General features: G+C 42.9%; 15 protein-coding genes and 5 pseudogenes. 13 read left to right on the forward strand and 7 right to left on the reverse strand.

Features of this window, described 5'->3' with window-relative positions; translation table 11 throughout:
• The first annotated feature begins 237 nt into the window (after positions 1 to 237).
• A pseudogene (locus C7B70_RS17580) lies at positions 238 to 1,731 on the forward strand (ISNCY family transposase).
• A gap of 106 nt (positions 1,732 to 1,837) precedes the next feature.
• A pseudogene (locus tag C7B70_RS17585) lies at positions 1,838 to 2,899 on the forward strand (IS630 family transposase).
• 236 nt (positions 2,900 to 3,135) lie between these two features.
• Here the strand turns inward: C7B70_RS17585 and C7B70_RS17590 are convergent.
• The 3 genes from C7B70_RS17590 to C7B70_RS17600 all read right to left on the reverse strand — a co-directional run bounded on the left by C7B70_RS17590 (position 3,136) and on the right by C7B70_RS17600 (position 5,614).
• Entirely contained in the window at positions 3,136 to 3,873 is a 738-nt protein-coding gene (locus tag C7B70_RS17590) for an anti-sigma factor domain-containing protein (RefSeq protein ID WP_199192333.1), read from the reverse strand.
• 20 nt (positions 3,874 to 3,893) lie between these two features.
• Entirely contained in the window at positions 3,894 to 4,478 is a 585-nt protein-coding gene (locus tag C7B70_RS17595) for a sigma-70 family RNA polymerase sigma factor (protein ID WP_106370307.1), read from the reverse strand.
• Positions 4,479 to 4,798: 320 nt separating this feature from the next.
• Positions 4,799 to 5,614: a DUF4394 domain-containing protein gene (locus C7B70_RS17600; protein WP_106370308.1), complete on the reverse strand. Its 816-nt coding sequence runs from the start codon at positions 5,612 to 5,614 to the stop codon at positions 4,799 to 4,801.
• A gap of 1,001 nt (positions 5,615 to 6,615) precedes the next feature.
• Here C7B70_RS17600 and C7B70_RS17605 point away from each other — a divergent pair.
• The 5 genes and pseudogenes from C7B70_RS17605 (at position 6,616) to C7B70_RS17625 (ending at position 11,959) form a co-directional block, all read left to right on the forward strand.
• Positions 6,616 to 7,299, forward strand: coding sequence for a DVUA0089 family protein (locus C7B70_RS17605; RefSeq protein WP_158260522.1), 684 nt, complete (start codon positions 6,616 to 6,618; stop codon positions 7,297 to 7,299).
• Between the two features lie 298 nt (positions 7,300 to 7,597).
• Positions 7,598 to 8,818 (forward strand): annotated as a pseudogene (locus C7B70_RS27880) (DUF4331 domain-containing protein).
• A 74-nt stretch (positions 8,819 to 8,892) separates the two neighbouring features.
• Positions 8,893 to 10,254 (forward strand): tetratricopeptide repeat protein, encoded by a 1,362-nt coding sequence (locus C7B70_RS17615; protein ID WP_106370310.1) that lies wholly within the window; start codon positions 8,893 to 8,895, stop codon positions 10,252 to 10,254.
• 25 nt (positions 10,255 to 10,279) lie between these two features.
• Entirely contained in the window at positions 10,280 to 11,569 is a 1,290-nt protein-coding gene (locus C7B70_RS17620) for a nickel/cobalt transporter (protein ID WP_106370311.1), read from the forward strand.
• Between the two features lie 72 nt (positions 11,570 to 11,641).
• Complete coding sequence (locus C7B70_RS17625; protein WP_146134089.1) at positions 11,642 to 11,959, forward strand: hypothetical protein; 318 nt, start codon at positions 11,642 to 11,644, stop codon at positions 11,957 to 11,959.
• Between the two features lie 30 nt (positions 11,960 to 11,989).
• On the opposite strand, the gene C7B70_RS17630 is transcribed toward C7B70_RS17625, so the two are convergent.
• The 3 genes from C7B70_RS17630 to C7B70_RS17640 form a co-directional block, all read right to left on the reverse strand.
• Positions 11,990 to 14,068: a hypothetical protein gene (locus C7B70_RS17630; protein WP_199192335.1), complete on the reverse strand. Its 2,079-nt coding sequence runs from the start codon at positions 14,066 to 14,068 to the stop codon at positions 11,990 to 11,992.
• Between the two features lie 472 nt (positions 14,069 to 14,540).
• Complete coding sequence (locus tag C7B70_RS17635; RefSeq protein ID WP_106370313.1) at positions 14,541 to 15,101, reverse strand: IS630 family transposase; 561 nt, start codon at positions 15,099 to 15,101, stop codon at positions 14,541 to 14,543.
• A 3-nt stretch (positions 15,102 to 15,104) separates the two neighbouring features.
• Positions 15,105 to 15,617, reverse strand: coding sequence for a helix-turn-helix domain-containing protein (locus C7B70_RS17640; RefSeq protein WP_106370314.1), 513 nt, complete (start codon positions 15,615 to 15,617; stop codon positions 15,105 to 15,107).
• Positions 15,618 to 15,697: 80 nt separating this feature from the next.
• Between C7B70_RS17640 and C7B70_RS17645 the strand changes: the two genes are divergently transcribed.
• The 4 genes and pseudogenes from C7B70_RS17645 to C7B70_RS17660 all read left to right on the forward strand — a co-directional run bounded on the left by C7B70_RS17645 (position 15,698) and on the right by C7B70_RS17660 (position 18,562).
• Positions 15,698 to 15,922, forward strand: a complete 225-nt coding sequence (locus C7B70_RS17645; RefSeq protein WP_369831901.1) for a transposase — start codon at positions 15,698 to 15,700, stop codon at positions 15,920 to 15,922.
• A 117-nt stretch (positions 15,923 to 16,039) separates the two neighbouring features.
• Positions 16,040 to 16,186, forward strand: a pseudogene (locus C7B70_RS17650) (IS701 family transposase); the annotation flags it as partial.
• A gap of 62 nt (positions 16,187 to 16,248) precedes the next feature.
• Positions 16,249 to 17,361 (forward strand): annotated as a pseudogene (locus tag C7B70_RS17655) (IS630 family transposase).
• Positions 17,351 to 18,562, forward strand: a complete 1,212-nt coding sequence (locus C7B70_RS17660; protein ID WP_199192336.1) for an FAD-binding domain-containing protein — start codon at positions 17,351 to 17,353, stop codon at positions 18,560 to 18,562. Before C7B70_RS17655 ends, C7B70_RS17660 begins: the two are co-directional and overlap by 11 nt.
• Positions 18,563 to 19,129: 567 nt before the next feature.
• Here C7B70_RS17660 and C7B70_RS17665 read toward each other — a convergent pair.
• Positions 19,130 to 19,441: a helix-turn-helix transcriptional regulator gene (locus C7B70_RS17665; RefSeq protein ID WP_106370316.1), complete on the reverse strand. Its 312-nt coding sequence runs from the start codon at positions 19,439 to 19,441 to the stop codon at positions 19,130 to 19,132.
• A gap of 319 nt (positions 19,442 to 19,760) precedes the next feature.
• Here C7B70_RS17665 and C7B70_RS17670 point away from each other — a divergent pair, with 319 nt between their 5' ends.
• Together C7B70_RS17670 and C7B70_RS17675 are read left to right on the forward strand one after the other, a co-directional pair.
• The gene (locus tag C7B70_RS17670; RefSeq protein ID WP_106370317.1) at positions 19,761 to 20,591 is read left to right on the forward strand and encodes a helix-turn-helix domain-containing protein; all 831 of its coding nucleotides are present in this window, start codon (positions 19,761 to 19,763) and stop codon (positions 20,589 to 20,591) included.
• Positions 20,588 to 21,091, forward strand: a complete 504-nt coding sequence (locus C7B70_RS17675; RefSeq protein WP_106370318.1) for a hypothetical protein — start codon at positions 20,588 to 20,590, stop codon at positions 21,089 to 21,091. Before C7B70_RS17670 ends, C7B70_RS17675 begins: the two co-directional genes overlap by 4 nt.
• Positions 21,092 to 21,111: the final 20 nt, after the last annotated feature.

A 21,111-nucleotide genomic window follows, 5' to 3' on the forward strand; every position in this document is an offset into this window, starting at 1 on the left:
TCGCTTGAGCCAGACTTATTGCAATCCAGCAGTCCCCTCGCTCGACTTCCTCAAAGGCACACTGTTTCTGTTTTTTTCTATAGTAGCAAAGCTAGCTGGAAAAGAGTGTAAGCTAGAAAGAAGAAAATATTGAATCGTTGCTCAACATAAATGGCGCGAAACCAATCACAACCGGAAGCAGAGCGAGAAGAAGTTCTGGAGTGCGTGCAGCAGAATTGTCCCCACTGCAATAAACGAATGCGGAACAAGTACGACAACTACCGTACGGTGAGAACATTAGCGGGGGTAATACGCTTAAGATTAAAGATCCGTCGCTGCTACAACGGTGAATGTGAAAGGTTTGGCTACGTCTTGCGACCGGAGGCAGAAGGCAAATGGGCATTACCGCAGCATGAATTTGGATTGGACGTGATGGCACTGGCAGGAGCGTTGCGTTACGGGGAACATCGTAGTGTACCGGAAATTCATCATCAATTGCAGGGGCGAGGGATCTGTGTTAGTCAACGTAGTGTGAGCCATCTACTAGAGCGATATGAAGAATTATTGGCTCTGTGCATAAGCAATAAGCGACGATTACAGGAGATTGTAGGTGGGAATAAGCAGGTAATCCTAGCAATTGATGGTATGCAACCAGATGTGGGGCATGAAGTGTTATGGGTAATTAGAGAATGTTTGTCTGGAGAAATTCTGCTGGCAAGAACCTTATTGTCTGCTAGAAGCGAAGATTTAGCAGTGCTACTGAGGGAGGTGAAGGAGGCAATAGGAGTACCGATTGCTGGAGTCATCAGTGACGGTCAGCAGTCGATTCGTAAAGCCGTTGAGGTGGCATTACCTGAAGTGCCTCACGGCTTATGTCATTTTCACTATTTACGAGAAGCTGCCAAAGTAATTTATGCCGCCGACCGCCATGCAAAAAAGGAACTTAAAAAACAGGTACGAGGAGTCCGAGCTATCGAACGCAGTGTTACTAACAATGATGACCCAGTGTCTAAAACTGTCCAAGGTTATTGTTTAGCTGTACGCAGCGCTCTCACCGATGACGGTCGTCCACCACTAGAAGCCTCTGGATTAAAACTACGCTCACAATTGACTCTAATTGAGCAGAGCCTAGAACGGGTGGCTCAAAAAGGGGATTAACTTTCCCTCTACTCAAGTTGAAACAGTTACTTTCGCGCATGATTAGAGCAAACCGCAGCCCTGTGGTCACCGATTATCATCGCTTACGACTGGGTTCACCATGCAGCAAAGATTCTTGCTAATCACGCCCAATTTGATAGCTCTATTGTCCAACTTTGTTTTCGGGCTTTAATTGAAGCAATGTCTGCGCGTCAAACCAGCGCTGGTTCTCTGCTTGAGGGGGTTATCCATTTTCTTAAAGTCACTGCTAGTTATTGGTCGGGATTATTCTACTGCTACTGGGTGCCAGGTTTACCTAGAACAAACAATGACTTGGAGCATATTTTTGGCACCGTGCGCCATCATCACCGTCGTTGTACAGGTCGTAAAGTTGCTCCCAGTTCACTTGTATTACGTGGCAGTGTTCAGTTAATTGCTTGTGTTGCGACTCAACTCAAAACCTGGTGTGAGCAACAGTTAGCGGCTGTATCAGTGGCAGACTGGCGTTTGTTACGTTCCCAGTTAGAACAACATCGTATCAATCGGGTTGAACAACTACGTTTTCGACGTTCCCCTGCTGATTACCTTGCTAGTCTTGAATCTCAGCTACTCTAGTTAACTTTGCTACTGTAGAAAAAAACCAACGCCGCTACTAAGTAGACGGCTACAATAAAGTGTAAGATAGAAGAAATGGGTTTTCTGCACGGGGACAATTTTTTTAATGCCTGCTCCTATCCGAATAGTTTTAACAGAGGAAGAAGACCGCACATTATTAGAATTGCGGGTAGCCACCAGTGTGCCACAGAGGACAAGAGATCGCGCCCATATCTTGCGTCTGAATGCTCAAGGGTGGAATACACCTGCAAGGCGCAGAAATTTTTGAGTGTCATGAGCATACAGTAAGAGCCATGATCAGACGCTGGCAAGCAGAGGGGTTAGGCGGACTGTGGAAATTCCCAGGGCGAGGAGCAAAGCGTAAATGGTCAGAAGCTGATTTGCAATATCTAGAACAGTGTCTGGAGAAAGAAGGGCGCACATACAACAGTCTCCAACTAGCTCACAAATTATCCCAGGAGCGACAGGTAAAATTAAGTCCTGACCGCTTGCGACATTTGTTGCAAAAAAGGGCTTTAAGTGGAAACGCACACGGCACAGTCATCGAGCCAAACAAAATCTTGAGTACAAACTACTCAAACAAGCTCAGTTAGATGCGCTTCTTTAGGTAGAACAATTAGGCGGTGTTAAACTGATATACCTAGATGAGTCAGGCTGCCAGTTGTGGAGTCCAAATAGTTATAGTTATAGCCGCAAGGGAGAACAGAAATGCCTTGAGCAGACGGAGCGACGTAACGGACGCATCAGTATTTTAGGGTTATGGCAACCAGATAAAAGCTTTAAGTATGCCTTAGCTTGTGGCAGTTTTAAAAGCGAAAGTTACATCAAATTTATCGATTGGATTGCAGAATTGGCAGGGGCAACTTTTAGGACAACCGGACGAATGACCGTAGTTGTACAAGATAATGGTTCACTACATAAAAGCAACTTGACTCGCCAACAGTGGCAACGCTGGCAAGCACAGGGTTTGTTTCTGTTTTTCCTGCCTCCCTATTGCTCCGAAATGAACCGGATTGAGGAACAATGGCATCAACTTAAGACCCATGAAATTGCCGGGCGGATGTTCGAGGATGAATATGATTTAGCTCTTGCAATTATGGATGGAATGGAAGCTCGTAGTATCCAAGGTGGTTACACATTGGAACGTTTTAAGTTTAATTCCACCTGACCACTTAATGCTCAAAATTTAAGTAGTCCTGAACTATCCCCTCCTCGCGCAGCAAGGCGGGGATAGTTTATTTATTTGTCTTGCTATTAAAAATGCCTGAAACACGGTAAGAAAGGTATTAATATTTTCTCTTTTTTGAAGTGTTTGCTGGTTTCATTCCCCTACACTTCTTCCCTTTGGTGAATTGTGAAGTTCGCCAACAGTATCAGGAACAGAACAGAAACTTACGTTAAGTCTCACAATCTTACGATCAAGATTGGCGCTCCTGCGTGTTCGGCAGGAGCAGCAGAATCTTCCATAGTTACAGCAATGGCTGTAACTACGTCTTCGGTACGATAAGCTTTAGGAACGGTAATCTGCTTAGAAACATTCCCTTTAGCATCAACCTTGAATACTTCTGTCAAAATTGCGTTTTTTTTGTCCGTTGTGAAGGGCGCACCTGGCTTTAACACTGTCCATAGCACGTAAACTTTACCCAGTGGCAACGGAGGTAAATTCTCAACGTTCAGTGTAGCTTCTAGATTATTGGGGTTCACTGCTACAGTAGCTGACGAGAGACTTGCATTTTTTGCTCGCAGCGAGTAAGTCAAAAATTCATCCTGTCGGCTTTGGGCTTGGATAACCTGTAAACTTCGCCACAAATGATAGTTGCTAATGCCCAAAGCAACCATCAGCACGGCGGCGGCTGCCCCTATTTTCCAAACAGATAAAAACGGGCGGGCTAACTTTGTGACCGGGCGGGGGCTATTTCTTGGGATAGCTTGATGTGCTTCCATAATTGCCGAGCGCAGATGGCTTGGCGGACTCACTTCTGGTGGAGCGTAGGATATCTCCAATACTTGTTGCATTTGTGCTACTTCTTGGGCAATTGCCGAATTAGTTGCTAAGAGTTGCTCAAACTCCTCTGCTTCTTCGGAACTAAGATCGCCGAGGACGTACCCAGCAACTAATAACTGTAACTGTTCTGAAAGCATCGACTAAACCATAGGTAGTATTATCCAACGTAATCTCTGAGGGTTTGACGCAGTTTGAGCAGACCTCGCCTAGCTCTAGCTTTCACTGTACCGAGAGGAATTTGCAGTTGCTTGGCAATTTCTGATTGGCTCAGACCATCATAATAAGCCATCTGGAGAATTTGCTGCTGAGGGTCGGATAATTGGGCGAGCGCATCTCTTACCTCTTGCGACTGTTCGCTGCGGGATACTTGTTCAAAAGGAGCCTCCGTAGCAGTTTGTTGCTGATTATCTTGCCATTGTCCGAGAACCTTGCGGGTGTTGTTGCGCGAACGCACTCGGTCAATAGCTCGCGAGCGGGTCAAAATTGCTAGAAACGTTCTCAGCGACCCTCTAGTTGGTTCGTAGGAGGACGATCTAGCAATACTGAGAAAAACATCCTGGGTCAAGTCTTCTGCCTCTTGAGAATTGCCAAGAATTTTGAGGGCTATCCCATAAACTAATCCAGCATGACGGTCGTAAATAATGCCGAAAGCATCATCCCGACCAGATTTCAGTGCTAGGTATAGTTCAATATCTGTCTGTCCAGATAAGCGATTACTATTGGTGGGTTGCTCAGAAGGCATTTTACCTAGTAAAAAAAAGTGCTTTAGGAGTTGATTGTATGATTAATCTCCCATAACTCAAGATAAACAAATGAAAATTCTTTACTATTTTTTAAAGGATGCTGATTTTAAGCAAATAATTTATTTTGTAAATCTTATGATTCGATTCCTGGCTCAATTCTCTACTGAGCCAGGAGTCGTAAGAGATAATGTCATCTCTTTAGATAAGACCCTCGACTCAATTTTCTAAACTATTTTATGCAGTATTAAATACTGAAGCGAGTGCTAGGTACTACCCCAATGCTATGTTTAACAGGGTTTTTGTTCAGTTTGAAATATGGCTATTTATTATCAGAAGTAAGAGAAACAGCGACTCCAATTAAATTACCTTCCCGGAAGTTGCCCATCATTTTAGCTGCTCCGGTTGATAAATCTACTGTATACAAAGACTTGCCAGCCGCAATAAATCCAACATTCTCTCCCTGACTATTGGTAACAATATCAAACCCTGCTACTGGAGGTAGGTTAAATCCTAACGCTCCTACCGCAGTCAATCTACCATCATTAGGAGGAGCTTGGCTTACTAAGGCATCAGAATCATAATCTAGATTAAAAAGCATGGTGGCAGTAGCTCCTTTTCTAGAATTAATATATGCAGAAGCGGTAACACCTAAGTCTTGAGCAGGGTCATAGTTGAGAAGTGTATCGACAGTAACCATTCCTGTATCAACATTAATTCTATAATTCTGACCGTTACTTGCTACTACTCGTAAACGATCGACAACTGGGTTAAAATCTATACCCGATTGAAATCCACCACTGAAGCTGACTGATAAATTACTAACAAAAGTAGCGACACCGTTGTCGCTATTGACTGTATATATCTTGTCTGTATCTGTAAGGGCATAAAGCATCCCGTTAGCAGGGCGGTAATCTATGCCTAAAACATTTCCATCTACTTTTGTAATGTTTATAGTTTGGTTAGGACGACGAGAACGAGAATTAGAATTAGAACCATACTTTACTAGGGTATTATTGCTAGTTAACCCAATTATTTTGTACATTTCTGCACTCTTAGCTGGAGTACCAATAAAAGTCTGTAGACAAGCCGACAAAGATATTGCTACCGCGATTTTGGTCAACTGATTAAATTTCATTAGTCCTCCAATGGACTGGTTGTTTTAGTGATAAGTGAGTTACTACTACTGATTAATCAGCACGTTCAATTGGCTTGAATGACTCTAATACGTGACTAACTACAAATTGGATGCACTATCTCTAAAAAATCTTTTATATTTTTTCCTAGTAGCTGCATGGGCGAAATGAGCAACCGTACAGAAAGTTACGCGCTTGGCTGAAAGCCTCTCCATGTAAGCATTTTAGTATTCAATATTTTTACCCCTTGAAAAATTGTTCAGTTAGGCTATTTGGTACAGTCAATAACAACGCTACAGCAGGGGTTTGAGCCTACTAAAGTTCAGAGCCTTCAATTGGTACAGTTTCATTCCTAAAGCTCATGCTGTTGAAAGTGGGTCGTTAAGTCCTTAGCGTAACTTTCTGTACGCCGGCTCATTTCACCCCGACACCAAGAGCTTGCGGAGAAGCACTGCCATCAAATAATGATTAGTTCAACAGGTAAAGGTAGGAAAGCTGCATCCAAGTGCCACCTAATGTCTAGAAACATTGCCCTGCAAAGCTTTCCGCAAAGTTTCTGGCAATTCGGTGAAGGATCCTCGAAAAAGCTTATAACTTTCTGCTCGGTCGGTACTCACATCCCATTTTCAAAAATGGAATATTTTTAACTTTAAACTATAGTTTTTGACTGAACAATGCTGTCAAACATTAATCATTACAAGAGCTTTTATTTTTGCACCCTATTTATAAAACGAGCAAAAAGTGAGCAACTTTTGGACTGGAAAGTGAGTAGCCGATTGATTTAGATTATGGATGCTAACAAGTGGAGTGCAAATTTACCTTAAACTCACATTCCTAATGAGGATTCTCATGTTTTTCGAGCGCCGGAGGAACTGAAATCGACACTTTATTTAGCTGCTTTTGGCTCAGATCATAAGAACCTTCATTTCTTGAAGACAGCATAACTCAAATTTTTAGGCTGCTCTAACTTGATACTTGCAGTATGATTAAGGACTTACTATACATGAAACAATTTATATCAGCTATTCCGGTGCTGTTAGCAGTAGTTTATGCAGGGCAAGCACAAGCTGTAACTTTCGCTGAAATTAGTGATGCTGGTGACAACCTCAATACAGCCCAAGTTATCCCGTCGGGGGCATTTTCACTAGATTCAATCTCTGGAAATCTATTTAAGAATGATGCTGATTTATTTCAAATCTTTTTAACAGGGGATCAGACATTTTCAGCCACAACTAGAAATGCCCAAACAGAGCAAATTCCAATTGACGATCTTTTAGGGATTCCAACAGAATTAGTCACCGATCCGCAGTTATTTTTATTTGACTCTGCGGGTAGGGGCGTGTATGCAAATGATGATAGTTTTGGCTCTTTACAACCTACTCTTTCATCGCTTGGGTTTTCTCCTAACGAGGCTGGCATTTATTACTTAGCAGTTTCCAGTTCGGGCTATAATCCGTTCAGTAACGGTACAAAAATTTTTTCTGAGGCATTGTCTGGAGAAGTTATACCGAATAGCAGTAGTTTTGTTGTGACTAATTTTATGGGTGCAAGTAATACTAATGGACGCTATGAGATCGCTTTAAGCGGTGCTAAAGCTGTGCCTGAGCCGACATCGATATTAGGTATATTATCTCTCGGAGCTTGGGGTATTGTTAAGCGACTGAAGAATAAAATTAACCAGAAGTAAGTTTGTTATTTGCCAGAGACTGTCTTATTTTTGGATGGTGCAGGTTGCTTAAGTCCGGCTTAAATTTGACTAAAAAATAAATAAATAGCTACAAAGTTGTTAATAAAAAATTGTAAATTTTCTAACTCAAAGACACAATTAAATGATTTGTTTAACCTGATAAATTACCCAATTAAAAATGAGTAATTAAACATCATAGTTAAAACTATTAAAACAAGTTTTTGGTGCTAGTAAAAACTCAATGTGTTCGGTAGTTGTAGGAGAAATCAATATGAAGACAAAAAAAAGTGCAGTCCAAATGAATTTTAAAAAAATCCTTGCATTAGGAGGACTAGTATTAGGAATAGCTATAAGTGCAGTGATTCTGCCGCAATACGCAAAGACTTCCGATCATGATGATGGTGAGGTTGATACCAAAGGTCGCAACCTAAACTTAACGGATTTATATGTATTTCGAGAAAACGATCAAAATTCTCAAGCCAGTAGTGGAGATTTGGTTTTTATTATGAACACAAACCCGCGCTCAGTAGCTCGCCAGCAGTATTACTTCAGTACCAGAGCGCGGTACGAATTTAATGTTAGCCGCATTACAAATAATGATGCTACTCCTACTGGTAAACCAGATGTAACTTTGCGATTTGAGTTTGGTGTGCCTAATTCCAATGGTCAACAGGAAATTAAAGTAACAAGCCTACGCGACGGTAGTACGAGTAATGTGGCAATGGCAACAACTACTCCAATCATCAACGCATCAAAACCAGTAGTTAAGCAAGTTTCAGTGGGTGGCTCTAATTTAAGCGTGTTTGCTGGATTGCGAGAAGATCCATTTTTCTTTGATGTAGAACAATATTTTCGAGTCCGTGCAGGAGCGCTAGGAATTGGAACTGCGGTAGGTTTTCGCCCCCCCAGCACCGCTGTTGACTTTGCTAAAGGTTATAACGTAAACGCGATCGCTGTGCGTGTACCAATTAAATTCCTCCAAGGCTCATCTACTGCAACAACTTTTGATGTTTGGCAAACAATTTCTGTGGCGGGAGCGGGGAACAAAAAAAAACCAGTTGAAAGGTTAAGTAGAACAGCCATCAATTAAAGGTTTATTGTTACTAATGATTATCTCAACGCCCTAAATAGCGTTGGACCTGACTTTGAAGCTGCGGCTTTAGCTGGTCAACAACCCGCCGCTAGGATCGCTGCACCAATTGTGGGTGAAGCCGCAAAAACGCTAAAAGCAATTGGCAATAGTGACGAACGTACTAATGCTCTATTGGGGGCGTTTTTACCAGATGTAATGCGAATTGATACCACGAACACCAGTGGATACGGTAATGCGCTGAATGCCAAAGGTAGCCCAATTCGCGGTCGCTTGCTTAAAGATGATGTAATAGATATTACCTTGAGCGTACTGACTAATGGAGCAATTACAAGTGATAACGCTTCCTACGATGGCACATTAGGCAACCCAGCACAAGGACACAATCCGTTAGCAACCTCTTTTCCTTACTTAGCTCTACCCAATTAGATCCGCTTTGACTATCAATGCACTGTTAAGCGCGAAAAAGCGCTTAACAGCACGGACTTCTTTGTAGAGGTGAAATGAAAGCTATTAAAAATAAAATTGAAGTCCCAGAAGCCACAAACCTTTTATGGTTGTTGCTTTTGATTGTGTTACCCGTTGCTGGTATCTGGCTAGGTTCACGTTTTTTAGATCGTACTAGGCTCGATAGCCCTTACCGCTACAATTTGATTCGTTCTTCATCAGGCACTGTTACTCTGGAATTAGGCAAAGAAATTAGTTTTTACCAACAACGTATCCGCCAAAATCCCGATGGTGGCTTAGATAGAGCTTTACTCGCTACAGCCTACCTAAAAATGGCTCGTGCTTCAGGAGATGTTAGTTGGTATTTGTTAGCAGAGCAAGCGGCTCAAGAGTCGCTTGCTAAATTGCCTTTTAGTAATGAAGGGGCGATTTTAGCTAGTGCGAAAGTTGCAGAAGCTAGACATGATTTTGCAAAAGCAATCGAATTAGCCCAAAAAGCTCCTAGTGACAATGCTTTAGGAATCTCGGTTACGGCAAACTTGGCGATGGGTAAGGTGGATAAAGCCAACCAAGCGGCGGAAACTTTAGTCAATCGAGTTCCTACTCTTGGATCTTTGACGTTACAAGCTTTAGTAGAAGTAGCCCAGGGTAAAGATAAAGAGGCAATTCAAAATCTTCAGCAAGCTATAGCGATAGAAGAATCAGGAGAGACGGGTAGCTCGGTTTGGGCGCGAAGTCTTCTTGGTCGGCTTTACTACAGGCAAGGGCAGCTAGAACAAGCCCGCATGCTCTACCAAGAAGCATTGAGGATAACCCCCCAATATCCTCCAGCACTTTTAAATCAAGCTCAGTTAGAGATTCGACTGGGCAATTACAAAGCCGCCGAAAAACTTTATTCGCAATTCTTTCAGTTGGTCAATAAGTCTCCCACGGTGTACGATCATGTCGTATTGCGGGGAATGGCTCGCGTTCAAGACTTACAAGGTGACTTTTCCGAGGCAAAAAAGTGGCGAACTCAAGCCGAAGCAAGGCTACGGGAAGATTTGATTGGCTTCGGACATCGAAGGGAATTGGCGCAGTTGTTGCTAGAAGGCGATCGCCCGGAAAGTGTAGCGGAATCTCTGACCTTGATGCAGGCAGAAGTAAGTGATCGCCGGGATGCGGAAACTCTTGCTACTTTAGCTTTAGCTCTTAGTCGTTCGGGGCGCTGGCAAGAAGCTCAACAAGTTATGAATCAGGCGCGACGTTGGGGCATCCGCGATGCTGGCATATTTCACCAAGCAGGCATAATTGAGCAGGTATTAGGCAATACAGCCCAGGCTAATAAATTCTTTCGACTTGCTCAAGAAACAGACCCCCAATTTAACAAACAAGCTCAAAAGGCTTTGGGGCTTGGAGTCGGACTCGGTGTGAATTAAAAAAATTACATTAGTGGTGAATTATATGCAGAGAAAATGGCGGCTAGTTGGCTTGAGCCTGATTTCGCTCATCACCTCGCTTTTACTCTCATTTACTTTTGCGAGTTCTAGTTATGCTCATTGGGCAGACTTGTCAGTGGCTGAAGTTGTCGTCGGCGAAACAAAAACTCAAATAACTCTAACTTTTCCTACAGGTTTGACAGCGTTTGCAGACGATAATCAGGACAATCAGCTTTCCATTGCCGAAGTCCGCAGCCATCAAGTCCAGTTGCAAAGCTTTTTTAGCGATCGCCTCCGCTTGACTAATGACAAAGGCGATCAATCTGCAATGACTCTCACCTTACAAGAGGCTACCCAGACCGCTTTGCAGGCTACAGTAGGTACTCATAGCACTTTATTACTAGCCTACACTTGGCTCCAGCCTGTTCAAGGACTAAAACTTTACTACAATCTATTTTTGCCGGGAGTATCTATGGCGCGTTGTCTGGCGACCATAATTTACCCGGAGCAGGTACAAAACTATATATTCGATCCCAATAATCGTGAACTAACCTTAATTGGGGGTTCGATATGGCAGCAAACGGGAACTTTGCTAGTGGCGATTGCGGTTTCTTTTGTGTGGGGGGGAATGCACGCTATGTCTCCAGGACATGGAAAAACAATCGTTGGAGCCTACTTAGTAGGGTCGCGTGCTACTGCCCAACACGCCATATTTTTAGGGCTGACGACCACTATTACCCACACTCTGGCAGTGTTTGCTCTAGGATTAATAGCGCTTTTTGCCTCTCGCTTCGTTGTCCCAGATCAGATATACCCTTGGCTCAGTTGCTTATCAGGTCTTATGGTAGTAGTGATTGGGCTGAATTTGTTTATTAGCCGACTGCGAAATACTCGTCATAGGACGACGCACCATCACGCCCATCACGACCACCATCATACTCATGGCGGCAGTAACCATTCTCATTTACCACCAATGACTAACGAAGCGCCCATAACTTGGCGTAGTCTGCTGACTTTAGGAATTTCTGGCGGTCTTGTTCCCTGTCCTTCTGCTTTGGTTGTTCTGCTGAGTGCTGTTGCTTTGGGTCGTGTTGGTTTTGGACTTGTAATGGTTTTGGCGTTCAGTTTAGGACTAGCAGGAGTGCTTACTGGTCTAGGATTGCTGCTTGTTCGCACTAAGCGGCTTTTTGATCGCCTACCATCGCAGATGCGCTTAGTTAAAGTATTGCCTGCGGTCAGCGCTCTAGTTGTGGCATTGATCGGTGTAGGCATTACAACTCAAGCATTGATGCAAATTGGGCTGGTTCGATTTTAACTAGATGATTAACAATTTTTTTGTATTAAGAAAAACCTAATGTTGAAACGATTATTTTGCTTAACTGCTACTATGTCTGTTGCATTAGTGCCATTTTTGAGTGAATCTACTTTTGCTCGTCCCCTATCTATAAATTCTCAATATCCAGAAGTACCAAGTCCTAAAAATAATTCGTCACTTTGTTATATGGAAACCAAAGACGGTAGGATTTTAAACCTTGACATTTTATGTGCAAACAAGCTTGAGAATTCAGGCACAAGTTTAACTCCTATCTTTAAGCCTGTAAATTCATCAGCAGCAACGAGCAGTTTAAAATTGAAAAATAGCTCTATTACTACTAAATGCTACTTTGTAGACGCTAACGGTCGCCCCTGTAATACCAGCAATTAAATGAAGTATGCCCTCTATATGCTCTATTCCTTAACTAATTTCCCGTTGCCATAAAATATCTACCACCCGCATCATCCCAGCCTTTAGATGGCGGCGATAGGTACTAAAAGGCAAGTTTAGTAATTCTGCCGCCTTTTCTTGGGTTAATGCAGGCTGCAAATAAGTACGATGCAAGACTCTGTAGAGTTTTTCGTCTCGTGGTGAAGATAAGAGCGATTCAACAGCTTGCTGTACCACTGCTTGCAGGGCTGCAATACGTTTTTCCCTTCCCAAAGTGTCAATTTCTACTACTAAACGTGATCGCAATAGAGGGTTTTTATGCAGCACATCAGCACGAGCAAAGTTACGTAATGCATCTTGGGCGGCTATCGCAAATTCTGGCTGACTAAGAAATAACAGTGGTTCCGTTGATATAGGCAGAGACTTTGCTTGGGCGGAAGCATTAATTTCTCTTCGTGCTAATAACTCTTGCCATGCCGAGGCCGATAACACTCGCCAATCATGTCCGTAAACTCCATAACTTCTGGATCCGACTTGAAAATCCGCCTCCGGTAGGCGTGTCAAGTCTGCATAAGCAAACATTTCTGCCCAAAAATCCGGTTTGGCACAACAAAAAAAGGTAAAGGCAAGCTCTTTTGTTAATCTATGGTGTTGAACAAAGTTAATAAAAATTAGGCTTTGTATAGCTGAAACCTCTTGATAAGTCTCTCTTGCCATCCAAAATCGGAATAAAGTTACACCATTCCCTGGCTGTAAGGGAATGCAATAGAGATGTAAATAATTCTGACAAGCGATCGCTCCTGGATCGGCATTTAAGTCTTCTTTACTAGCTTGATGTAGAGCTATCATAATTACGAAGCCCGCCAACTGCTGTTGTGCATCCCGAAAAACGATTGCACCTTGGGGTTGCCTTGTCAACCAGTGCGCGGCTATTTTCGCACTGGCTTCGCCTTCATGTTCTGCCACTATTTTTAGTAGTGTTGGCTTGTCTGTATCTCTCAGCACATCCGTTACCAAGCTACTGTTTTCTTGCCAAATAAACCGAGGGCGCACCGCCGAATTATCGCGATGCAGGAAAATGTAATCGAATAATACCCGATGTTGCTCTTGACCTTGGGTTTGCTGTAAGCGCAGCGTGTAATAATTACGAGCGCGTTGATGCAACTCGGCGTACCAATCACTATTACGCCACCGCACGTCAGCAATTAATACTTCTCTAGCTAAATCATGGGGAAATAATCCAAGCTGTCCTGATTCAATAAACGATAATTCCCGCAACCACTCAAATAATCCATAGACATCTCCCTGATTCAGCATTTGTGCTAATACGGTTTCTGTAGTTATCCGTACTAAAGCACAGGCTTCTAAAGCCATGCGGTGGGCGGGTGTTGGTACATCTTGAATAAATCTTTGCAATAGAGTTTTAATTACATCTGGCACAGCTTCCGGTTGAAACGAGATTTGTCCATCTTGGGCAAGTACATCAGCAATTAGCGACAAAGCTAGGGGATAACCATGAGTGAAATCTACAACGGTTTGGTGTGCGGTTTCCGGGATATCTCGTTTAGTAAGGTAATTTTTGCTTTCATTAGGGCTGAGGTTGCGTAAGGACAAAGTATGAATTAAGGCTTGCCAGCCATCATCGATGCGCCAAGCTGGTGAAGGGGCTTGACGACCAGCTATAATTATTAGGGTATTCTCTGATAATTGCGGTAAGAATACTTCCCGTAGCCACTGGTCTAACGGTGTTAAAACTTCGTAAGTGTCGAGAAAAATAACCTGCCGTTCGCTTTGAGAGGCGAGTTTTTCTAAAGGAGACTGGGAGCTATCTAGACTTAGTACTACTTTTAAAGCATTAATAAAGGATTCTGGTGTCGGATCTATATTACGTGCATCTAAATAAATTGTTTTTACACGGCTATTACTTAGACGATTAAATTGTTTGAGTAAGCTTGTTTTGCCGACACCACCAGGACCGAATATATACAGTAGATAAAAAGGTAATTCCGAAGCAGCGATTGCTTTTGCAAACAATTCAAGTTCCCTCTTACGTCCTACAAATCGGTGATTTCGCTCTGCATTCAAACGTTCTGCTAGATACGGTAACATTAGCCCTTCCTCTATCAACTATCAATTAATTAATTATCTATGCTGATGAGGGTATAGGGATTGAGCCGAGATACGAGTAATTTAGTGCCACTTCGCTCTTAAGACTTACTATCTCTAGATTTCAGCCATAGTCCATTTTGCTTGATTAATGTCCGCTAATTAATGATTAGCAGATATAAATTGACTCAAAAAAGGGTTTGCGCGAAGCTGCTATAAGGGGTTATTTGTATAAACCCTCGAAAAGGGTGATTAGGGATTTTGACCTAGAATGGGGCTTTACTTTTACATTAGCGCATAACCAATGACAGCTATGCGTTTGGGAGAGTCTCATTACTCCTTAAAGCATTTAAGAATTGCCTTTTGAGACATGAAAAAAGACACAATATAGGTGAGTATCAAAAAGTAGAGCTTTTGAGACGTATTTTGTTTTGAAAAGCTTTGCTGGGAAGAATTTTAAGGAGGTAATACCAATTTAAACAGCGTTGAGGGCAGATAGGGCATCGAGGATAAAGGGATAACCCGTAATTGAAGCAATCACCGGAGCAATTAATGCATTGAGTAATTGATCGACTTTAGTTTGCAGTTGATAAAGAGTTTCAAATGATGCCCACTTGAGGTCAGCTTTGAGGTGTTCCCACAATCGCTCCATCGGGTTCAACTCTGGGCAGTAAGGCGTTTGAAACAACAAGACAATGTTCTCCGGCACAATCAAATCCCCGCCCTTGTGAAACTGCCCGTTATCGACTTGCACGATATTGATGCTGTCGGGGTACGCCTTGGACAACTCATCCCTGAACCGCTGATAACACACGGTATCGACATGGGAGAACTGAAGGAAAAACGCTTTGCCCGTCGCAGGTTCCACTGCCCCGTAGAGCCAGAAGGCTTTGAACAACCATTGCCATGAACCAATCGGTTTGATGCCACAAACGGTGATTAGTCGCCCCACGATGGTCTTCAGACCAAAGCGACTTCCACCAAAGCACCCAGTAGCGAAGGGGGCGCTGATCTTGCCGCACTTGGCGGTAGTAATGGACTAGCAACTCCAAGTCGAGTTCAAGGTTTGCTTAAAAGCCGCTCGCTGCTCGGTATCTTGCTTGCGATTCTGGGGGCGAGCCACCTTGAGCTTGGACTTGAGTCGGTAGCGGGTCATCTGGTAAACCGCATGATACTCGGCTTCAACTCCTAACTTTTTGGCTAACCACTGCTGCACTTGCCCATAACTTTTGCAGCCGTGTTCCGGCTCTTGAAGCCGCTTTGCCAAAGCAGTTTCTGCCCATTGCGGAATCACGCGCACTCCACCTGACGACTTCTTAATCTCCAACATTGCCGCTACACCTCCGTTTCGGTACAACGACAACCAGGTCTGCAAGGTGTTTCGATGTTTGCCGACCGCTTGAGCAATCGCGCTGATACTGGGGGCATTCTCCTGTTTGAGCCAGTAAAGCACTTGCAATCGTTCTTTATCCGTTGGCAATTTGGCTTGACGTAGCCGCTCTGCCAGATCATCGAGGCTTTCTTTCACATCAATTGAGGTAACACCAGCCATTAGTAAAACGCGCTAAACAAATGCTCTGAGTCTAGTGCCTCTGCCCGCCACTCAGTTCAAATTGGTATTACATCAAATTCATCGATTGGATTGCAGAACTGGCATCGGAGACTTTCCAGACAACCGGACGAATGACAGTGGTAGTGCAAGATAATGGTTCAATACACAAAAGCCACTTGACTCGCCAACAGTGGCAACGCTGGCAAGCACAGGGTTTGTTTCTGTTTTTCCTGCCCCCGTATTGCTCCGAAATGAACCGGATTGAGGAGCAATGGCATCAACTTAAGACCCATGAAATTGCCTGACGGATGTTTGAGGCTGAATATGATTTAGCTCTAGCAGTTATGGATGGAATGGAAGCTCTTAGTGTCAAAGGTGGTTATGCCCTGGAGCGTTTTAAGTTTAATTCCACCTGACTACTTAGATACATTAGGGAAATAATTTACGGTAAAAAAAGAGCAATAACTTACTGGGAAATAACTACTGACCCAGAAACTATGCCAGAAAATTCTACGACCTTTGTAATGACCAATATTCAGGGACATCTGAAGAAGACTTTAGGTGACTTAAGCTAATAGACCTTTAGAAGGTATAAAATGAAAGCTTGAAGTACAAGGGTCTGGAGGGAGCAATGCCTGCAAAAGGATTTCTAAATTTTGAACAAAAAGAAAAATTGCAAACTCTAGTGCGCTCTAATAATTGTCCGAGATTAAGAGAACACGCTCTGATATTGTTACTTCAAAATGACGGAAAGACTTATGAAGAGATTGCTAGTTTTATTGGTTGCGGGTATCGAACGGTAGCTCATTGGTGCGTACATGGCGACCCGAACAACCTAGATAGTTTGAAAGACAAACGACAGCAAGGTAATTACCGAAAAGCTACAGAGCAATATATTAAGTTATTACTAGAAGTAGTAGAAAAAGCGCCGTCAGAACTTGGGTATGAATTTGGCAGGTGGACAGGAGAAAGATTATCAACTTATCTGGAACAGCAAACAGGAATTAAGTTGAGCAGCAAACAAATTAGTCGAATATTGCAAAAAAAAAGTATGTTTATATCTGGGCGAAGTATAGCTTAGATTCTAAGCAAAATCTCCAAGACCGAGCAGTATTTAGGCAAAAACTAGAAACTTACTTGAAAGCTGGAGTTATAGCGCCAGAATTTTTCCAGGTCTGGTTTTGGGACGAGACTGGATTCAGTTTAAGAGTAATACGACGTAAATCCTGGACACTTCGAGGAAGAAGACAAAAAGTGACGGGTAAACGCACGCCGAGGGCAAATAAATGTGATGGGTGGACTACGTTATCATGACAGAAAAAGTCTAAACTTTTTTGTGGATAAAGGTAATGGGGAGAGTTTTTTTGAGTCTTTGGAGAAACTGAATAAGTTTATTAAAGCTGAATGGGTCCGTCAAGGAAATAAAGACGAGCTTTATGAACGGATAGGTCCGAGAGTTTTAGTTATTTTAGACAATGCCAGTTATCACAAGCGTCAAGATATTATTGATCAAATAGATAAAGTGTTACCAAATATACAGCTTTGTTTCTTACCAGCTTACAGTCCAGATTTGAATTTAATTGAATTAGTATGGCATTCCTGTAAAGAGTTTATTGCCCATCGGTTATTTGAGTCCGTTAACCAACTTCAAGAAATCTTAGGGAGATTGCTCAATCAGGGAGAGCTAGTAATTAACTGGCACAAAAGCATACAGAATAAAGGTAATAAAGTTATTGCAAATTAAATGTCTATTAGCTTACCGCCAACACAAACTCGATTACTACCAAGGATTAAACAACTTCCTGCAAACCGATAGTGATCGCCGCGACGAGTGGATGGACGAATACTATACCTACTTGCAGCAGCCGTTACATCGAACGCCAGAAAGCATTAATACGCCCCAATTAAACCTTGACATTCCACAACTCACCTTCAGCGATTTGAAGCAAAAATACAACCAGTTTTGGGAAACAGAGAATACCTACTTTAGTGGCGGTGAGACACAGGCGATCACTACATTAAACTCATTTATAAATTCTCGCTTTCAAGGCTACCACTGGAAAATCTCGCGCCCCTGGCTAACTCAACAAGGTGCTACGTCCCACTTATCGCCACATTTAACTTTTGGTACTATCTCTGTTCGACAAGTCTATCAAAGTACCAAAGCTAAGGCTGCCGAATTAGTCAACAATCCCAAAGCACAATTTTCTCTCAAAGCCTTCCGCGATCGCCTGCGCTGGCACGATAGTTTTACCCAACGGCTGTACTTCCACCCAGAGTTAGTAGATACCAACCGTTACCCAGAGTTTGACGAGTATTACTCACCTGCCGAATTAAATGAGGAGAAGCAGGAGTTATTTGCTGCCTGGAAAGAAGGGCAAACAGGATTCCCCTTAGTAGATGCGTCAATGCGGCAACTCAAAACAATGGGCTGGATGAACTTTCGGATGAGAGCGATGTGTGCTACCTTCCTGTGCATCAACTGCGGCATCTCCTGGCATCACGGCGCAGAGCATTACATGAAGTATTTGGTAGACGGGGATTTGGCTATTGACAACTGGCAATGGCAAATGCAAGCAGGGGTAACAAATCCTTTGTCTGATACATTCCGCATTTACAATCCCAATAAAAACTTAGAGGAAAAGGATGGCGATTTGAAGTTTATCTATCACTGGGTTGAAGAACTGCGCGGTTATAATTTGTCAGAAATCCTCAATGGAGCATATTTAAACGAGAGTCCATACCCTGAGCCAATCCTAGACTGGGCGCAGACAAGGAAAGTTAATGGCAAAATCGTCTCCAACTTGCGTAAACAGGTAAAGCAGCGATTGTTGGCGGAGCAAGGGATAGAGCTAGAACAAGCTGCGATCGCTAAAAAAACAGTTGATAAATATTGGGAAACTAAAGACAAGCAGTATCAGGAGTACAAGCAGAAAGTATCTTAACTTACTTAAGCGTCTATAGTAACGCTCAAATCTACACTCCTAAGCTATTTTCTAAAAATATTTCCATCCGCAGCAATGCGATTAGCGATCGCCTTCAGGGTATCGCTTAGTTCATCACGGTTCATTGAGCTAATCCGCCCAGCTACCGAACCATGTAGATAATTGACATCTAAGGTTGGTTGGTTGCTTGCTAAGTAATCGCTGAATTAGCTCAATTTTTTCCTTCATAGGCAAGCTTTCGACTATAGGGAGTATTTCATCTAAATTAAATCTCAAATGATTATTTGAAACCACAATGTGTCTCTTTTTTAGAATGGAGATAAAATAATCTTAGTATCGGTTATAACCTCTTGTTAACCGCAATTCTACGGGTTTATTCTTAAAGTAAATAGTTTTTATATTAAGATTTTTAACGAGATCAAGCAAAAGTTTCTAAATTACAAATAACAGACTTCATTAGTGATTTCTATTGAACACTGAAAGCAATTAACTATGAATATTTGAGGAGCGATACAAAGAAACGCTATGTTGAAAGCGATTGCACAGCTACTAATAAAGCAGCAATGTTTAAGCAACTTTACTTGACTGCTTTTCCCTTAATTGACTTGGCTGCTTTTCCTTTAACTGAGCAGCCGCCATCATGATTGTTTGGTATAGCTGCTCATCATCCATTTTATCTACTGCTAACTGACACCAGAAGTAATGGTATGCACTGTCTGGTAAAGAAGTGACTACCCGCTCAAAATTGACTAAAGATAACTCTCCACCATTCTTGAATCGAGATATCTGAGCTTCAGTAATACCAGATGCTTCACTTAGCTGTTTGCCAGTGATTTTGTATTCATCAAAAGTTTGAATTAGTGCTTCTCTGAGTTTCATGAAAAGATTTGTAACATGATTATCACTTGCGGCAAAAAGATGATAGTGTAATTACAATTTGCGATAATCCTCTAGAACTTTTCTAGGGGATTACTCAAGGGTAGTGAAGATACTCATGAGTAATTTCAATTCTAGCACTAGGAGAAGCTGTAATTAAGTGGCACTTTAATCAATCTCTTACTGGATTGCTAAAACCACAAGAAGAATGCAGCTACTTTAAAAGGTGCTTTTCAGGGAACACTGAGTTTTCTTAAACAAAAATTAGCCCCGCTCTGTTATCAGCAAAGCGAGGCTCTAATACACATTCAATGTACCAATTATGACACATTCAAAGGCAAAAATTCAGGGGAAGTTTTACGCATTGCAAAATGACGAATGGGTAAAAGCTTGTCAGGAACTCACCCCAGCGCAGAGAGACGTTCTGTACTACCTCCGTACTCTAGACCCCTACGGTGATCGCCCTTTGAGTTTGGGTGTGACTGAGATTGCGCGTCAACTGAAGCTCGACAAATCTACCGTATCTAGAGCGCTCAAAGCACTCGATCAAAAGGGGTGGATCGATCTGGAGTTAATTCAGGTCAAAGCCAAAATACTCTCCCAAGGTAAGTGTTGTTCTGACGCAACAGCGTTGCCTCCAGACAACAGCGTTGCGTCAGAACAACCAGCGCGATCGCTACGCAACGAGGATGATCCTGACGCAACGGGCGCGATCGCTACGCAACGGGCGCGATCGCTACGCAACAACCAAGACTCAGAACCAAGTAACAGTGAGGCTTCCAACACCTCTAAGACTATTAAGACTTATTCAGACTTAATAAAGACTCTCTCAGAAGGCGAGAGAGAGAATTTTTTGAATTTTGGTTTAGAGAAATGTAAGTCACTTCCTAAGCTGCCGCAATTGCCCTTGAAATGGATTGAGGCACACTGGGAGGAGTTGTACGCACAATTCAAGTCCACGCCGGAATCTGCCGCCGCCGCCATCGCGGATACAGATTGGACGCAGCACTCGGACTGGGAGGAGTGGTTGGGAGGAATGCGTGAGGGTGTCCCTCGGTTTGTGGCGCTGGGAACGTGCTTTAACCGCAAGATGCGGCGCGCGATCGCAGACTGGGCTGATGAACGGGGCTTGATTTGGGGGACTGAATCATGAATATAAAAAAACTGCCTCGTAGCCCGATGCGACCGGAAAAAGAGCCAGGGGTAGAAACAGAAATTTGGCAGCCAAGTTGGAAGTGTTTTTGCTGCCACGATACCGGAATTATTCACCCACACCTGGCAACTTTAGCAATTGATGAATATGACTATAACCGCGACAAATTACCCAGATGCGTCAATCCTGGCTGCAAAGCAGAAAGCGATTGGGATAGTGAAGCCTTAGCTGATTCCATTGACTACCGGATTGGTGCAGCAACCTGTCAGCAATTGGACGCAATTTCACGAGAAGACTGGAGACAGACAGCACGTACTCAGCAGATAAACATTCAGGCTTTGGCTCAAGAGATGAGCTTAAGGAAACGTGATCGCACAGCAATTGAAGAAGTGGAGGCGCAACAACGGCATTGGGAAGCTAGTAATGCCGATCCCTCACAGTTGAGAGCGATGGCGCTGGAGTATTTGGGCAATGAATATATAAGAGGCAATCCACTATGACTACAAAGTTAAGTAATGGC

It is taken from the genome of Chlorogloea sp. CCALA 695 (assembly GCF_003003885.1).
In the GTDB taxonomy this organism is placed as follows: Bacteria; Cyanobacteriota; Cyanobacteriia; order Cyanobacteriales; family Chroococcidiopsidaceae; genus Aliterella.

Bases quoted from the DNA above. Each gene is read 5' to 3' on its own strand.
- C7B70_RS17590 (WP_199192333.1), bottom strand. From the start codon at position 3,873: ATGCTTTCAGAACAGTTACAGTTATTAGTTGCTGGGTACGTCCTCGGC.
- C7B70_RS17595 (WP_106370307.1), bottom strand. From the start codon at position 4,478: ATGCCTTCTGAGCAACCCACCAATAGTAATCGCTTATCTGGACAGACA.
- C7B70_RS17600 (WP_106370308.1), bottom strand. From the start codon at position 5,614: ATGAAATTTAATCAGTTGACCAAAATCGCGGTAGCAATATCTTTGTCG.
- C7B70_RS17605 (WP_158260522.1), top strand. From the start codon at position 6,616: ATGAAACAATTTATATCAGCTATTCCGGTGCTGTTAGCAGTAGTTTAT.
- C7B70_RS17615 (WP_106370310.1), top strand. From the start codon at position 8,893: ATGAAAGCTATTAAAAATAAAATTGAAGTCCCAGAAGCCACAAACCTT.
- C7B70_RS17620 (WP_106370311.1), top strand. From the start codon at position 10,280: ATGCAGAGAAAATGGCGGCTAGTTGGCTTGAGCCTGATTTCGCTCATC.
- C7B70_RS17625 (WP_146134089.1), top strand. From the start codon at position 11,642: ATGTCTGTTGCATTAGTGCCATTTTTGAGTGAATCTACTTTTGCTCGT.
- C7B70_RS17630 (WP_199192335.1), bottom strand. From the start codon at position 14,068: ATGTTACCGTATCTAGCAGAACGTTTGAATGCAGAGCGAAATCACCGA.
- C7B70_RS17640 (WP_106370314.1), bottom strand. From the start codon at position 15,617: ATGGCTGGTGTTACCTCAATTGATGTGAAAGAAAGCCTCGATGATCTG.
- C7B70_RS17665 (WP_106370316.1), bottom strand. From the start codon at position 19,441: ATGAAACTCAGAGAAGCACTAATTCAAACTTTTGATGAATACAAAATC.
- C7B70_RS17670 (WP_106370317.1), top strand. From the start codon at position 19,761: ATGACACATTCAAAGGCAAAAATTCAGGGGAAGTTTTACGCATTGCAA.
- C7B70_RS17675 (WP_106370318.1), top strand. From the start codon at position 20,588: ATGAATATAAAAAAACTGCCTCGTAGCCCGATGCGACCGGAAAAAGAG.